Origin of the sequence: Actinophytocola sp. (assembly GCF_036402745.1) — a bacterium.
Lineage (GTDB): Bacteria > Actinomycetota > Actinomycetes > Mycobacteriales > Pseudonocardiaceae > Actinophytocola.
This window is the reverse complement of sequence record NZ_DASWSJ010000115.1, coordinates 17,935-31,704: the sequence shown is the minus strand read 5'-3', so window position 1 is coordinate 31,704 and position 13,770 is coordinate 17,935. Positions and strand designations below refer to the sequence as shown.

The window sequence follows — 13,770 nt, the reverse complement described above, 5'->3', positions numbered from 1 at the left end:
CAGCGCGCGCTGCGCCGACCCGATCAACCCACTGGTATCGCGCGGAACCGTTTGCTCGGTCACCGACATAACCTCCACCGGTTCCCCGTCGAACTGCGGCAGGCCGCCGACACGGCAGCAGGGTGGCACCTCCCACTGGCGCCACCCTGCCGACCCTACGTCAGAGCAGGGCCGGGCAAAAGGTCTGACAGGACCTTTGCGTGTATACAAGAATCTGTCGAACAACTAGTTGACCAGCTGGTTGGTCACCGCCTCCGGATATCTCGTGTGCAGAAGTCCGCGACAGAGCCCGGCGTTCCCGTCGATGCTCACCCGCACGGCACGGGCGAACCGGAGCCGCAGCGGGGCCTCGGCCTCGCCGATCGGTGTGCCGTGCTCGTCGAGCAGCAGGGGCGAGTCGGGGTCGCACGGGATACCCAGCTCGGCGCGCCGGCGCAGGACCGCGGCCAGCTCCGGGGACGGTGGCACGTCACGCAGGCACAGGCCTATCGGGTCGGCGATACGCATCGCCAGCCGGTCCAGGCTTGCCAGGTACGCCTTGCGCCGGAACGTCAGCCGCAGCTCGTCCAGCTCCGCGTTCGCCTCGCCGGGGAAGGAGCCGGCGAACCCCGCGCCGCCGGCGACTCCCGCGTTGATCTCCGCCGCCGCGAAGTGGTCCTCCAGCTGGACGTCCACTGTGGACACGTCGGGCAGCGACGACACCGCGTCGTGGGCGTCTGCCACCATCAGGTAGGCGAAGTTCGGCGCGCAGAAGTAGGTCGGCAGGCGTAACCGGACATGCGCGTGGCCGTGCACGACCGCCGCCTCGCTGACGAAGCCGAGGTCGGTGATCGGCTGGTCCAGCTCAGGGTCGAGCACCGTGCCGAGCGCCGCCCACAGGCTCACGCCGGCACCTTCGGCTCGGAGCCGATCGCCGGACCGCTGTCGGTCGAGGTCTCGGGCAGGCGCAGCTCCGCCGGCACCTCGATGTCGTACAGCTTCGCCGCGTTGAGGCCGAGGATCTTCTGCTTGACCTGCGTGGTCAGCTGCGCGTACTCGCCGACCATGTCCTCGGGGAGCTGGAAGTCGACGAACCGCTCGATCAGCCAGCGCGGCGTCCAGATCGCGTAGTCGCTGGAGAAGGTGATCCGGTCCTCCCCGATCCAGTACAACAACTCCCCGATCAGCTGGGCGAAGTACCTCGGCCTGGTGTGGATCATCGGCAGCGCGACCGCGAGGCCGCCGTAGACGTTCGGCTCCTGGGTGGCGATCCAGCAGAAGTCCTCCAGCCGCGGCAGCCCGACGTGCTCGACGATGAACCGCAGCTCCGGGAAGGCACTGGCCACGTCGTCGACGTCGGCCACGTCGAACGCGTCCCGGTTGAGCGGGTAGATCGTCGGTCCCTTGTGGACGTGGATGTTCTTGATCCCGAGCTCCTGGCACTTCTCCAGGTACCGGTAGGACCACGGGTCGCTGAGCTTCCAGCCCTTCGAGTCACCCTTCCACTCCGCGGTGTAGAGCTTGATGCCCTTCAGGTTCCACCGCTGCGCCAGCGCCTCCAGCTTGTCCAGCCCCGCCTCGCCGTCGCGCGGGTCCCACGAGCCGTTGACGATGAACTTGTCCGGGTGCTTCTCCGCCAGCACGCCGTCCTGCTCGGTGGTGTTGAACCCGTTGACGTAGAAGTCCGTGAGGTAGGTCGGCTGGAAGATCGCCTTGTCCACGTAGCCGACCTCGAACAGGTCGTGCAGGATCCGCTCCTCGGACTGCTGCCAGAACTCCTCGAGCGTCCACAGCTCGGACTCCGGCGAGAGGTTGCGGTGGTAGTCGTAGAAGCAGTTGATGAAGCCCTCGCCGTAGCGGTTGGCCTGGTTCGACGGGCGCGCGTCCCAGAAGTGGATGTGGCTGTCGACGACGAAGAACTTCTGACCGTCCTTTTCGTACACGATGTCAGCTCCGATCGGGAACGAGGATGCCGCGGCCCCGCAGGCGACCGTTGTCCAGGTCGTCCATCGCGTCGTTGACCGCGTCCAGTGGGTAGGTCTTGGTGTGCAGGCTGACTTTTCCTTGCGCGGCAAGGATCATCAGCTCGTCGAGGTCGTTGTAGGAGCCGACGAGGTTGCCGATCACGTTGATCTCGGAGGAGATGATGTCGATGGTCGGGATGTCGACGTGGCCGCCGTAGCCGATGACGAAGTAGGACCCCGCGCGGCGCAGCATCGCGATGCCCTCGGCCTCCGTGCCCTTCTCGCCCACGAAGTCCAGCACCACGTGCGCGCCCTCGCCGCCGGTCAGCTCGGCCACCGCGGCGACGTGCGTGCCGTCGGCCACCACGGTGTGCGCCGCGCCGTAGCCCTTGGCGAGCTCCAGGGCCGCCGGCGACCGGTCGACGACGATGATCTCCGCCGGGGCCAGCGCGGTCAGGCACTGCACGCCGATGTGGCCGAGGCCGCCGGCACCGATCACGACGACCTGGGTGCCCGGGTAGAGCAGCGGCACGGCCTTGCGCACCGCGTGGTAGGCGGTGAGGCCGGCGTCGGCGAGCGCGGCCACGTCGGCCGGCTCGAGCGACGGGTCGAGCTTCACCACCGACCGGGCGTTGGTGAGCAGCAGCTCGGCCATGCCACCGTCGGAGTCGATGCCCGGGAACCGCGAGTTCGAGCAGTGCACGTCGTCCCCCGCGCGGCAGGCCCGGCACAGCCCGCAGGTGGCGAGCGGGTGCAGGATCACCGTGTCCCCCGCCGCCACGTTCGACACCGCCGAGCCGACCTCGCGCACCCAGCCGGCGTTCTCGTGCCCGATCGTGTACGGCAGCTCGACGCCGGACTTCTCCGCCCACTGTCCCTCGACGATGTGCAGGTCGGTGCGGCACAGACCGGCGCCGCCGATCTCCACCAGCACGTCGAGGGGGCCGCCGATCTTCGGCTCGGGCACCTCCTCCACCAGCGGGCGTTTGTCGTACTCGTGAAGCCGGACAGCTTTCATCGTCGCTCCCCTTCGAGGACGTTCGCGGAACCTCTCCCGATCGTTCGGCGGCGCCGGGGTGGGGTCAACGGGCCCGATTTCACGCAGGCGAAATACCCCGGGTTATTTCACGGAGTCGGAAATTCGCCCTGCCTGGCAGAATCCGCGATCATGGACGAGTGGCTCCGGGTGCGGGAGCACCTGCGCGCGAACCGGTACCGGCTCGCCGCCGAGGCCGCGTCGCGCTATCCGGACATCCCCACGCTCGCCGGCACCCCGCTGCTGACCCGCCCCGAGTGGGTGCCCGGCCGGCCGGTCCCGCTCGCCGACCTGGCCATCGCGCTGGTCCCGACACCGCCGGCGCCAACGCTCCCGGCCGGCCCGGTGCCCGCCGGGTATCCCCGCTACTCGGCGGCGATGGCCGCGCTCGACGCGCCCGCGGTGTTCGAGAACCGGCCGACCTACCGGCTGCTGTCGGCGTCGCTGCTCGACCGGAGGCTGGAGTTCGGCCACGGCACGTACTTCACCGGCATCGACGTCGGCGAGGCCGCCGCGCACGAGCTCGCCGCCGGCGGCCCGACCCCGTTGCGCGACGCGGTCGGCGACCCGACCGTCCTGCGGGGGCGGCCGGCGAACCTGGCGATCAGCGCGCTGACCATCCGCGCGGGTGCCCGCCGCACGTTCTTCCTGCACTGGCGCGACCCGGCGAAGGTCGGGCACGCGGGTGGGCTGTACCAGGTGCTGCCGGTGGGCGTGTTCCAGGCGAGCGGCCCGTCGCCCGAGGACTTCTCGCTGTGGAACTTCATGCTGCGCGAGTACGCGGAGGAACTGCTGGGCGAGCCGGAGCGCACCGCGGTGGACTACGCGTCGTGGCCGTTCGCGGCCCGGATGTCGGCGGCCCTGCGGGACGGCCTGATCCGCGCGCACTGCCTGGGCCTGGGCGTCGACCCGCTGACCTTCGCGACCGACCTGCTGGTGTCGGTGGTGATCGACGCGCCGGTGTTCGACGACCTGTTCGGCACGGTGGTGGCGGTGAACGAGGAGGGTTCGGTGAGCGAGCAGCCGTTCACCGCCGAGACCATCGAGAACCTCCCGATGCAGGCCGCGGGCGCCGCCCTGGTCCACCGGGCCCTGCACCTGCTGGCTGAGGACTGAGCGCTGTCCGAGGCGGAACCAACCTTGCGGGCCGGTAGGGCTCAGGCGGGGTGCACCGTGTACATGGCGCTCAGGAACTCCACGAGCAGCCGCTCCCGCAGCGCCGGCGACGCGGCGGCGAGCATCGTGTTCACCTCGGCCATCCGTTTGGGCACGCCGGCCCCTTCCAGGCGCGCGGCGGCGAGCAGGCCGGCGAACTGGCCGGCGGTGAGCGTGTCCGGGTCGAGCGCGGCGATCACGTCGAGCAGGTCGGCCGGCAGGCGGACCGGGCCTGCCTCGCGGGCGGCGGCCACCGCGGCGGCGAGGTCACCCAGCAGCTCCGCCTCCGAGCCCCGGTTGGCCGCGGTGACCGTGAGGTGCAGGTTCGCCGGCGAGGACCCGAAGCCGAACTGCGGCTGGACGTACCAGTTCCGCCCGGTCATCTCGTCGGCCACGGTGAAGACGTCGAACTCGTCGGCCACGCCGGTGATCGACAGCAGCGACGAGCCGGGCTCGCCCAGCACCCGCAGCCCGTCGATCGACTCGATCCCCGCGCGCAGCGTCCGCACCGCCTCGAGCGTGCGGGCCGCGAGCCGCTCGTAGCCGGCGTCGCCGACGTGCCGCAGCACCGCCCACGCGGCGGCCAGCGGACCGCCGGACCGCGTCGACTGCAGCGTCGAGTTGAGCATCGTGTAGCCCGGCCACCGCGCGCTCGCGAAGAACTGGGGCCGCCGCAGGGAAGCGTCCGCGTGCAGCAGCACCGATGTCCCCTTGGGACAGTAGGCGTACTTGTGCAGGTCCACCGACAGGCTCGTCACGCCCGGCACGGACAGGTCGAAGTCCGGCACGTCGACGCCGAGGCGCCGGAAGTAGGGCAGCACCCAGCCGCCGATGCACGCGTCGACGTGACACCGCACGCCCCGCGCGGCCGCCGCGGCGGCGACCGGCGCCACCGGGTCGACCACGCCGTGCGCGTAGGACGGCGCGCTGACCACGACCAGGACCGTCCGGTCGTCGATCGCCGCGGCCATCGCCGCCGGGTCCGCGCGGAAGGTCCGCGGGTCGACGGGCACGGTGACCGCCTCGACGCCGAAGTAGTGCGCCCCCTTGTGGAACGCGGCGTGCGCGGTGGTGGCGAGCACCATCCGCGGCCGCTCGAGGTCCGGCCGGGCGTCGCGCGCCGCCTGCACGGCCAGCAGGCAGCTCTCGGTGCCGCCGGAGGTCACCGACCCGACCGTCGCCGGGCCGCCGCCGAGCAGCCCCGCCGCGGTCGCCACGACGTCGTTCTCCATCCGCAGCAGGCTGGGGAACGCGGTGGGGTCGAGCCCGTTGGCCGAGCTCGCCAGCGCGTGCGCGGCCGCGGCCAGCTCGTCCAGCCCGGCCAGCCCGCTGTCGTAGACGTAGGCCAGCGTGCGGCCGCCGTGGGTCGGCAGGTCGCCGGCCCGCAGCGCGCGCAGCTCGTCGAGCACCTGGTCGGCGGGAGCGCCGGGACTCATGCGGGAACCTCCAGGACCCCGCGCCGCAGGAACGGCAGCCCGGCGAGGGCGAACAGGGCGGGGACGAGGCCGGCGCCGATGATCACCGCCGTGACCGCGCCGGCCGGCTGGGCGACGTCGGTGCCGGCCGAGGACACGTAGCCGCCGAGGGCGATCACCAGGCCGTACAGCGCGGGCCCGAGCGCGAGGCCGAGCGTCTCGCCCGCGGTCCACACGCCGGCGAACAGGCCCGCGCGGATCTGGCCGGTGCGCCGCTCCTCGGCGCTGATGATGTCCGGCAGCAACGCGAGGGGGAACACCTGGATGCCCGCGTAGCCGACGCCGACGACCGCCGCGCAGCCGATCACGACGGCGAGCGGGAACACCCGCGCGCCGAGCAGGCCCAGCACGCCGACCGTGAACACCAGCGTGGCCAGCACGTAGCCGACCCGCTTGCCGTACCGGTTCGCGATCCGCTGGCACAGCGGCATCACGAGCAGGGCCGGCGCGACGAACGCGACGAACAGCAGCGGCTGCAGGCCCTTGTCGTTGAGCGCGACCCTGGCCACGTAGTCGACGCCGGCGAGCAGGGTCCCGATGCCGGCCGACTGGATCACGAACGCCATCAGCAGCACCCGGAACGGCCGGCAGTCCCGGACCGCCGCGACCACCTCGCGCCAGCTCGTCACCGACGGCAGCACCCGGCCCCGCGACGCCCGCGCGACACCGAAGAACACCGCGACCGCGCCGAGGAGGATCAGCACCCCGACCGCGACGCCCATCACCCGGTAGCCCGCGACGCCGCCGACCGCGTCCCGCAGCGCCGGCGCGCCCGCGCCGGAGACGAGGATCGCGACCGCGAGCACCGCGATCCGCCAGGCGGTCAGCCGGGTGCGCTCGGCCGGGTCGCCGGTCAGCTCGGCCGGCAGCGCGTTGAACGGCACCTGGAAGAACGCGAACGCCGTGGCGCACAACAGGAACATGCCCGCCACGTACAGCGCGTCGACGGTCGCCGAGCCGGTGTTGGGCCCGGCGAACAGGCCAGCGAAGAAGATCGCGAGCGCGATCCCGCCGCCGAGCAGGTACGGCCGGCGGGCGCCGAGCCGGGTGGTGGTGCGGTCGCTGATCCGGCCCGCGATCGGGTTGAACACCACGTCCCAGGCCTTCGGCAGCAACACGAGCAGGCCCGCGACCGAGGCCGAGACGGCGAGCGTGTCGGTGAGGTACGGCAGCAGCAGCAGACCCGGGACCGTGCCGAACGCGCCGGTCGCGAGCGAGCCGAGCGAGTAGCCGAACCGTGTGCTGGCGGGCAGCCGGTCCACGCCGACCGGAACATGAGCCGAATTCATCATTTCGCCGTGACCCTACGTTCGCTCGTCGCGCGCGTCCAGTCCGGCCCGGGGGTTTCTCAGCTCCAGCTCAGCACCAGCCGCACGCACTTCTTGTCGATCACGATGCCACCCGCGACCTCGTCGGTGGGCGTGCCGGCCGGGTAGGCGTCGATCCGCAGGCCGGCCGAGCCGGGGCGGCCCGCCTCGTCCCACTCGACGACGTGCGCGGCGAGCTCCTCGGCGGTCCGCTCGGCGCCGGTGACGGTCAGCTCGCCCTTCTCCGCCGACAGCGTCGCGAGCCCGTAGTCGTCGAGGATGCCGGAGGTGGCCACGGTGTCCTGGCTGCGCTGCGGCGCGTTCCGCAGCCGGGTGCCGGAGTCCATTTCGGACAGCGAGAACCAGCGCGGCTCGCGGATCGCGAGCCACAGCGCGAAGCCGTCGAACAGCTCGAACCGCTCGGGTGTGACGCCGGTGCGGATCTCGACCTCCGGCGCGTCGAGCGCCTCGAGGACCGCGGCGGCGTCCACATCGCGGGCCTCCGGCAGGCTCAGCACGAGCCGGGTCTGCTTGTCCAGCAGGTAGTTGCGCTCCGGGCCGGCGAGCGCGCCACGCATGCGCATGAACCCGCACGGGCGCGCCGAGACCGACGTCCAGTGGTCGCCCACGCGCTCGAAGCAGACCGAGCGCTGCACGCCGCGCAGGTCGAGCGGGACCACGAGCCGGCCCTGCGGCCCGAGCTGCTCGTGCCAGGCCGGGGCGAGGTCCCACACGCCGACGGTGGCGATGATGCGGTCGTAGGGCGCCTTGCCCGGGTGGCCGAGCGCGCCGTCGGCGTTGAGGACCTTGATCCCCTCGCAGCCGGCCGCGGCCAGGTTCTCCTCCGCCCGCTCGACGATCTCGGCGTCGAGGTCGAGGCTGACGACCTTCCCCTTGGGACCGACGATGTGCTTGAGCAGCGCGGCGTTGAACCCCGTGCCGGCGCCGATCTCGAGCACCCGCTGGCCGCGGGCGGCGCCGAGCTGGTCGAGCATGATCGCCATGATCGTCGGCTGGGAGGACGAGCTGGTCGGCTGCCCGTCCTCGTCCCGCTTGGTGACGATGGCCTCGTCGCGGTAGGCGGCGGCCGGCGGCAGGTCGGGCAGGAAGATGTGCCGCGGCACCGTTCTCAGCGCGTCGGCCACCAGCGCGTCGGTGGCGCCACCCTGCTCCCGGACGTGGACGAGCAACTGCTCACGAAGCGCGTTCAGCTCGGCGCCCAACGAGTTCTCCCCTCTGTCACAGCCGGTCCGTCACAGCCGGCACCATGTTCCCATTGCCGGCAAGCCCCATAGCCTGTGTGCATGCCCGCTCCACCGGATCTCGAGTCGCTCCGGCTCCTCGTGCACGTCGCCGAGCTCGGCAGTGTCGGCCGGGCCGCCCGGGCGATGGGCATCGCGCAGCCCTCGGCCACCAAGCGGCTCGCCGCGCTGGAGCGCCGGGCGGGCCTCCCGCTGCTGGTCCGGACGCCGCACGGCTCGACGCTGACCACGGACGGGAAGCTCGTCGTGGCGTGGGCGACCGCGCTGCTGGCGGCGGCCGAGGAGTTCCAGGGCAGCCTCACCGCGCTGCGCGCCAACCGGGCGGCGGCGCTGCGCATCGCCGCCTCGATGACGATCGCCGAGGCGCTGCTGCCGCGCTGGCTGTCGGACCTGCGCCGGTCCGAACCGGACGTACACGTAGGACTGACGGTGACGAACTCCACCGAGGTTGCCCGGCTGGTGCTGGGAGATTCGGATATCGACCTCGGCTTCGTGGAGGGCCCGACGCTGACCGAGGGCCTCGCGAGCCGGGTGGTGGGCGCGGACCAGCTGATCGTCGTGGTGGCGCCCGCGCACCCGTGGGCCCGGCGCCGCCGCCCGCTGCGGGCCGCCGAGGTGGCCGCGACCCCGCTGGTGGTGCGCGAGCGGGGCTCGGGCACCCGCGAGACCCTCGACCGGCTGCTGGCCCGCTTCGGCCCGGTCGAGCCGCAGCTGGAGCTGGGCTCGAACGCCGCGGTCAAGGGCGCGGCCGTGGCCGGCATCGCCCCGGCCGTGCTGTCCCGGCACGCCGTCGAGACCGACCTCGCGGCCGGCTCCCTGGCCGAGGTCCCGGTCGAGGACCTCCGCCTCGAACGCAGGCTGCGCGCCGTGTGGCCGAAGGGCCGCCGCCTCACCGGCCCAGCGGCGGCCCTCCTGCGCACGATCGTCGGTTAGCTAGCCCGCCTCGTAGATCGTCGGGTGACGTCCTGCGCCGAGCACCGGAACCTCAGGGGACCGTGACGGCAGCCGGCCACCATCCACCTCGATACCCGCACTATTCGCTGGGACGCAACGCACACTTTTAATTCCGGGGAGGCGGGCTAGCTGCCCCTACAGCGAGCGTTGGTAGGAGCGGAACGCGCGGGTGGCGAGCCAGATCGCGACCAGGGCCACCGCCGCCAGGCCGCCCAGCCGGGGCAGTACGGCCGACCAGTCGGGGTTCGCGGACAGGGCCTCGCGGCTCGCGACCACCGTCCAGTCCACCGGGTTGTAGCTCGACACCGTCTGGATCCACGCCGGCGCGGCCTCGCGGGCCATCATCGCCGAGGACAGGAACGACAGGGGCAGGGTGAGCATCGTCGAGAAGCCGATCAGCGACTCCTGCGTCCGCACGATCAGCGCCATCCCGTTCGACAGCGACGCGAACGCGGCCGCCAGCAACACCGCCGCCAGCAGCATCACCGCCACGCCGAGCACCCCACCGGAGAACGACGCCCCCAGCAGCAGGCCGACCACCACGACGATCAGGCCCTGCACGACGATCGTCACCGCCTGGTTGGCCACCGACGAGATCATCATCGCCATCCGGCTCACCGGCGAGGACAGCATCCGGTCCATCACCCCGCGCTCCATGTCGTCGATGAACGCCATGCCCGCCCAGCCGCTGGTGAACAGCACGGTCATCACCACGACACCGGGGGTCAGGAAGTCGATGTAGGACCCGGTCGCGAACCCGGGCAGCTCCACGACCCGCTTGAACAGCTGCCCGAACAGCAGCAGCCAGATCATCGGCTGGATCAGCATGATCACCACGAACGCCGGCTGGCGCCCGGTGGAGCGCAGGAGCCGGGCGGTCAGGTACGCCGAGTGCGGCAGTACCGCGAGGGTGCCGCGCCCTCGCGCGCGCCCTGTGGTGAGTTGTCCGCTCGCAAGCGCGCTCACTGGACCGCCACCTCCTCGGCGGCCGCGAACGAGCGGCCCGTGTGTCGCAAGTAGACGTCGTCGAGCGCGGGCCGGGCGACGGTCACCGCGGCGACCGCGACCGCCTCCCGCTCCAGCGCGGCGAGCACGGCCGGGACCGCGGAGGCGCCGTGGTCGACCCGGGTGCGGATCGTGCGGCCCTCGGCGGTGACCTCGCGGGTGCCGGCCAGGTCGCCGATCGCGGTGTTGGCGACCGCGAGGTCCGCGTCCGGCGCCAGCTCGATCACGACCGCGTCGCCGAGCAGCTCGCTCTTGAGCTGCTCTGGCGTACCCTGCGCGACGACCTTGCCCCGGTCGACGATCAGCAGCTGGTCGGCGAGGTGGTCGGCCTCCTCCAGGTAGTGGGTGGTGAGCATGACCGTGAGCCGCTCGTGCGCGGCCAGCCGGGCGATCTCGGCCCACATCTCCGCGCGGGCCTGCGGGTCGAGCCCGGTCGTCGGCTCGTCGAGGAAGAGCACCGTCGGCCGGTGCACCAGGCCCATGGCGACATCGAGCTTGCGCTGCATGCCGCCGGAGTACGTGCGCACCACGCGCTTGGCGGCCTCGGTGAGACCGAACCGCTCCAGCAGCTCGTCCGCCCGCGACCTGACCTCCTGGCCGCGCATGCCGTGGATCCGGCCGGCCAGCAACAGGTTCTCCCGGCCGGTGGCCTGCGGGTCGGTGCCCGAGCCCTGCGTGACGACACCGATCGCGCGGCGCACCTCGGTGGGGTGGCGCAGCACGTCGAGGCCGGTCACGGTGGCCGCGCCGCTGGTGGGCCGGGACAGCGTGGTGAGGATCTTGATGGTGGTCGACTTGCCGGCGCCGTTCGGGCCGAGGAGGCCGAACACGGTGCCGGTCGGCACGGTGAAGCTGAGCCCGGCCAGTGCCGTGACGTCGCCGTAGGTCTTGACGAGCGCGGCCGCCTCGATGGCCGGCTCCCCCGGCGCCGCGGCGCCTGACCCGGTCGCATGTCGGGCGGTTGTGGTCCGCCCGGTGGGCAGTGTCATCTGCATGAACCTTCCTGGTGTGACCAGGTCGATCCCCGTAGACGGCCAGCTATGGTGGAAAGTGCAGCCTGGGTCTGCGAGCCGTCACGGGTCGAGCCTGGGTTTCTGGTCGCTGGCCGGGTGTTGCCGCACCCGGCCAGCGTTGTCTTCGAGCTTCCCCTCTTCGATGGCGTATATCCGAGTTCGAGTATGGCGGTGGCGTCAGCGTGACGTCAATACTGATGTCACGGTGATGCTTCCTGGGCGACCCCTACTTGGCGATGCCCTACTTGACGCTGCGCAGGTGCGCGGTGGCCCGCTCCCACACCTCTTCGCTCGGCAGCTCGCCGTCCTCGTGCGCCAGGCGCCAGATGTCGCCGCCCTCGAGCGTGCCGTCCTTGATCTTCTCGATGAGGTTGCCGACGAACTGCCGCTCGGCGCGGCGCAGCACCAGGACGTAGTCGGTCTCGATCGCCCACAGGTACGGCATCCCACGCCGGGCCATCTCGTCGATCACCCCGCCCATCGCGGCGATGTCGGCGTCGAGCCGCACGCACCGGGTCTCCAGCAGCCGGCGGACGTCGTCCGGCGAGATCACCGGCATCAGCGACAGCGCCGCCTCGAACTGGGTGTACTCCTTGACCGGCATGGACAGCAGCTCGCTGAGCCAGTCGACGAGCTCGTAGCGGCCCGACTCGGTGATGGTGTACACCGTGCGTTCCGGACGCCGGCCCTCGCGGATGGTCTCGTGCACGTCGATGAGCCCGTGCCGGCGCAGCGACTCGACGACGGAGTAGAGCGAGCCGTAGTTGAGCTTGATGCTCTCCTCCTTGGCCCGTTCGCGCAGCGTGGCGGACATTTCGTACGGGTGCATCGGCCGCTCGGAGAGCAGGCTGAGCACCGCGAGCGCGAGCGGGTTGGAGACCTTCCGCTTCCTCATGCCGCCCATCGTAGCCCCTAAATATCCGAATCCGAATATTTGGCTCTGATCACCGGCGAGCGATGATTGAATAGGGCACCGTGACAGAACCTCAGACGGAGTACCGCCAGTTCCGCTTCACGCTGCCGCCGGGCGGGACCGACCTGCTGCTCGTGCGCCATGGCGAGTCCGCCCCGGCCCGCGAGGGCCATCCCTTCCCCCTGGTCGACGGGCACGGCGACCCGCCGCTGGCCCCCGAGGGCGAGCGCCAGGCCGAGCTCGTCGGCGACCGGCTGGCGGTCGAGCCGATCGGGGCCATCTACTCCTCGGGGCTGCGCCGCACCAACCAGACCGCCGCACCGCTCGCGAAACAGCTGGGCCTCACCCCGGTGCTCGAACCGGGCCTGCGCGAGGTGAAGCTCGGCGACTGGGAGGGCGGCCTGTTCCGGATCAAGGTCGCGCAGAATCACGACATCGCCCAGCGCATGTTCACCGCGCAGCGCTGGGACGCGATCCCGGGCGCGGAGTCCACGGAGGACCTCGGGGCCCGGGTGGGTGCCGCGGTCGAGCGCATCGCGGCCGCCCACCCCGACCAGCGGGTGGCGGTCTTCACCCACGGCGGCGTGATCGGCCAGCTCGTCGCGATGGCCACGGGGTCCTCGCCCTTCGCCTTCATCGACGCCGACAACGCCTCCATCACCCAGCTCGTCGTCGCCGACGGCCGCTGGATCATCCGCCGCTTCAACGACACCGCCCACCTGCACCCGGCGTTCACCGTCCGGGCCCAGCCGCCGGCATAGCCGCTAGCGGCGCGACCACAGGTACTGCCGCCACACCTCCCCCGGCGACGCCGCCCGGTCCAGGAACATCAAGCCGTCCATGCGGCAGTCGCACGGGTTCCGCTCGAGCGTGTTCTGGGGGAAGCTGCCGCCGATCTTGATGCCGGCCGGGTCGGACGCCGTCGTGACGTCCGGCTCGGGCGGCCCGGCGACCGCCCACGGGTCGCCGGGGACGGTGTAGAAGCCGTCCAGCGCGCGGCCGTTGCGGTACAGGGCCAGCTCGCCGGTGTCGAAGTCGAACGTCGCCGCCAGGTGGACCCACTCGCCGCGCGGCAGCACGGACCGCCAGCCCATGGCCGCCGCGAACGTCTGCGAGCTCGCGCCGTCCACCCGGCGGCCCAGGGCCACCACGCGCAGCTCACCGGAGACGTCGATGACCTCGAGGAGCGCGCGTACCGCGTGGCCGTCGGAGCTCCCGGTGAGGACGCCGGCGAGCCCGATCGCGTTGTACCGGTCCTCCGGCGCCGGGGTCGTGGAGTTGAGGGCGGGCAACGGGCCGGTCACCTTGAACCAGCCCATCACCGTCACCTGCCGGACCGCGTTGAAGGCACGCAGCGACGGCAGGCCGCCCGCCGAGTACACGCCCGCCTTCCAGTCGTCGTTGCCGGCGACCGTCGGGTTGAGCTGCCTCGTCTGGATCGCATGCCCGCCACGGTCGCGCACCCGCATGCCGGCGCCGCCGTTGACCAGCGACAGGTCGGTGCCCGAGTGCCCGAGATCCCGTTCCACCGCGGGGTTTGCGCGTGCCGGATGCTCGAAGTCGTAGTAGGCCACGAGGTCCGGCGCCAGGCTGGGGAAGACCCCGGCCCGGGTGCCCGCGGGGTCGGCCCCCGCGGGCACCGGGCCCGACAGCACCGCGAGCGACGCGCACAACGACGCTGTTGCCCACACCGCGAGTCGGCGCACG

The 13,770-nt window shown here is 72.0% G+C and carries 13 protein-coding genes; 3 read left to right on the top strand and 10 right to left on the bottom strand.

Annotated elements, in window-relative coordinates:
- Positions 1-225: 225 nt before the first annotated feature.
- The 3 genes from VGD70_RS11645 to VGD70_RS11635 are packed head-to-tail and all read right to left on the bottom strand — an operon-like array spanning position 226 to position 2,961.
- Positions 226-885 carry an iron-sulfur cluster assembly protein gene (locus VGD70_RS11645; RefSeq protein WP_331080950.1) on the bottom strand — a complete coding sequence of 220 codons (660 nt, stop codon included), beginning with the start codon at positions 883-885 and terminating at the stop codon, positions 226-228.
- Positions 882-1,922, bottom strand: a complete 1,041-nt coding sequence (locus tag VGD70_RS11640) for an amidohydrolase family protein (protein ID WP_331080948.1) — start codon at positions 1,920-1,922, stop codon at positions 882-884. The genes VGD70_RS11645 and VGD70_RS11640 overlap by 4 nt, the downstream gene beginning before the upstream one ends.
- A 4-nt stretch (positions 1,923-1,926) precedes the next feature.
- Positions 1,927-2,961 (bottom strand): NAD(P)-dependent alcohol dehydrogenase, encoded by a 1,035-nt coding sequence (locus VGD70_RS11635; protein ID WP_331080946.1) that lies wholly within the window; start codon positions 2,959-2,961, stop codon positions 1,927-1,929.
- Positions 2,962-3,111: 150 nt separating this feature from the next.
- Here VGD70_RS11635 and VGD70_RS11630 point away from each other — a divergent pair, with 150 nt between their 5' ends.
- Positions 3,112-4,095, top strand: coding sequence for a hypothetical protein (locus VGD70_RS11630; RefSeq protein WP_331080944.1), 984 nt, complete (start codon positions 3,112-3,114; stop codon positions 4,093-4,095).
- Positions 4,096-4,136: 41 nt separating this feature from the next.
- Here the strand turns inward: VGD70_RS11630 and VGD70_RS11625 are convergent, their stop codons facing one another.
- The 3 genes from VGD70_RS11625 to fxlM form a co-directional block, all read right to left on the bottom strand.
- Positions 4,137-5,570 (bottom strand): pyridoxal phosphate-dependent decarboxylase family protein, encoded by a 1,434-nt coding sequence (locus tag VGD70_RS11625; protein WP_331080942.1) that lies wholly within the window; start codon positions 5,568-5,570, stop codon positions 4,137-4,139.
- The gene (locus VGD70_RS11620) at positions 5,567-6,871 is read right to left on the bottom strand and encodes an MFS transporter (protein WP_331080940.1); all 1,305 of its coding nucleotides are present in this window, start codon (positions 6,869-6,871) and stop codon (positions 5,567-5,569) included. Before VGD70_RS11620 ends, VGD70_RS11625 begins: the two co-directional genes overlap by 4 nt.
- A gap of 86 nt (positions 6,872-6,957) precedes the next feature.
- Positions 6,958-8,139: a methyltransferase, FxLD system gene (gene fxlM / locus VGD70_RS11615; protein ID WP_331080938.1), complete on the bottom strand. Its 1,182-nt coding sequence runs from the start codon at positions 8,137-8,139 to the stop codon at positions 6,958-6,960.
- Positions 8,140-8,220: 81 nt separating this feature from the next.
- Here fxlM and VGD70_RS11610 point away from each other — a divergent pair, with 81 nt between their 5' ends.
- Positions 8,221-9,111 (top strand): LysR family transcriptional regulator, encoded by an 891-nt coding sequence (locus VGD70_RS11610; protein ID WP_331080936.1) that lies wholly within the window; start codon positions 8,221-8,223, stop codon positions 9,109-9,111.
- Between the two features lie 156 nt (positions 9,112-9,267).
- Here the strand turns inward: VGD70_RS11610 and VGD70_RS11605 are convergent, their stop codons facing one another.
- From VGD70_RS11605 to VGD70_RS11595, 3 genes are all read right to left on the bottom strand, one after another.
- Positions 9,268-10,098: an ABC transporter permease gene (locus tag VGD70_RS11605; protein ID WP_331080934.1), complete on the bottom strand. Its 831-nt coding sequence runs from the start codon at positions 10,096-10,098 to the stop codon at positions 9,268-9,270.
- A complete protein-coding gene (locus VGD70_RS11600) occupies positions 10,095-11,126 on the bottom strand; it encodes an ABC transporter ATP-binding protein (protein WP_331080933.1) in 1,032 nt (343 codons plus the stop codon). Before VGD70_RS11600 ends, VGD70_RS11605 begins: the two co-directional genes overlap by 4 nt.
- A gap of 265 nt (positions 11,127-11,391) precedes the next feature.
- Positions 11,392-12,045 (bottom strand): PadR family transcriptional regulator, encoded by a 654-nt coding sequence (locus VGD70_RS11595; protein ID WP_331080931.1) that lies wholly within the window; start codon positions 12,043-12,045, stop codon positions 11,392-11,394.
- Positions 12,046-12,125: 80 nt separating this feature from the next.
- Between VGD70_RS11595 and VGD70_RS11590 the strand changes: the two genes are divergently transcribed.
- Positions 12,126-12,824, top strand: coding sequence for a histidine phosphatase family protein (locus tag VGD70_RS11590; RefSeq protein ID WP_331080929.1), 699 nt, complete (start codon positions 12,126-12,128; stop codon positions 12,822-12,824).
- A gap of 3 nt (positions 12,825-12,827) precedes the next feature.
- On the opposite strand, the gene VGD70_RS11585 is transcribed toward VGD70_RS11590, so the two are convergent.
- On the bottom strand, positions 12,828-13,769 hold the full coding sequence (locus VGD70_RS11585) for a hypothetical protein (protein ID WP_331080927.1): 942 nt from the start codon (positions 13,767-13,769) through the stop codon (positions 12,828-12,830).
- Between the last annotated feature and the right edge of the window lies 1 nt (position 13,770).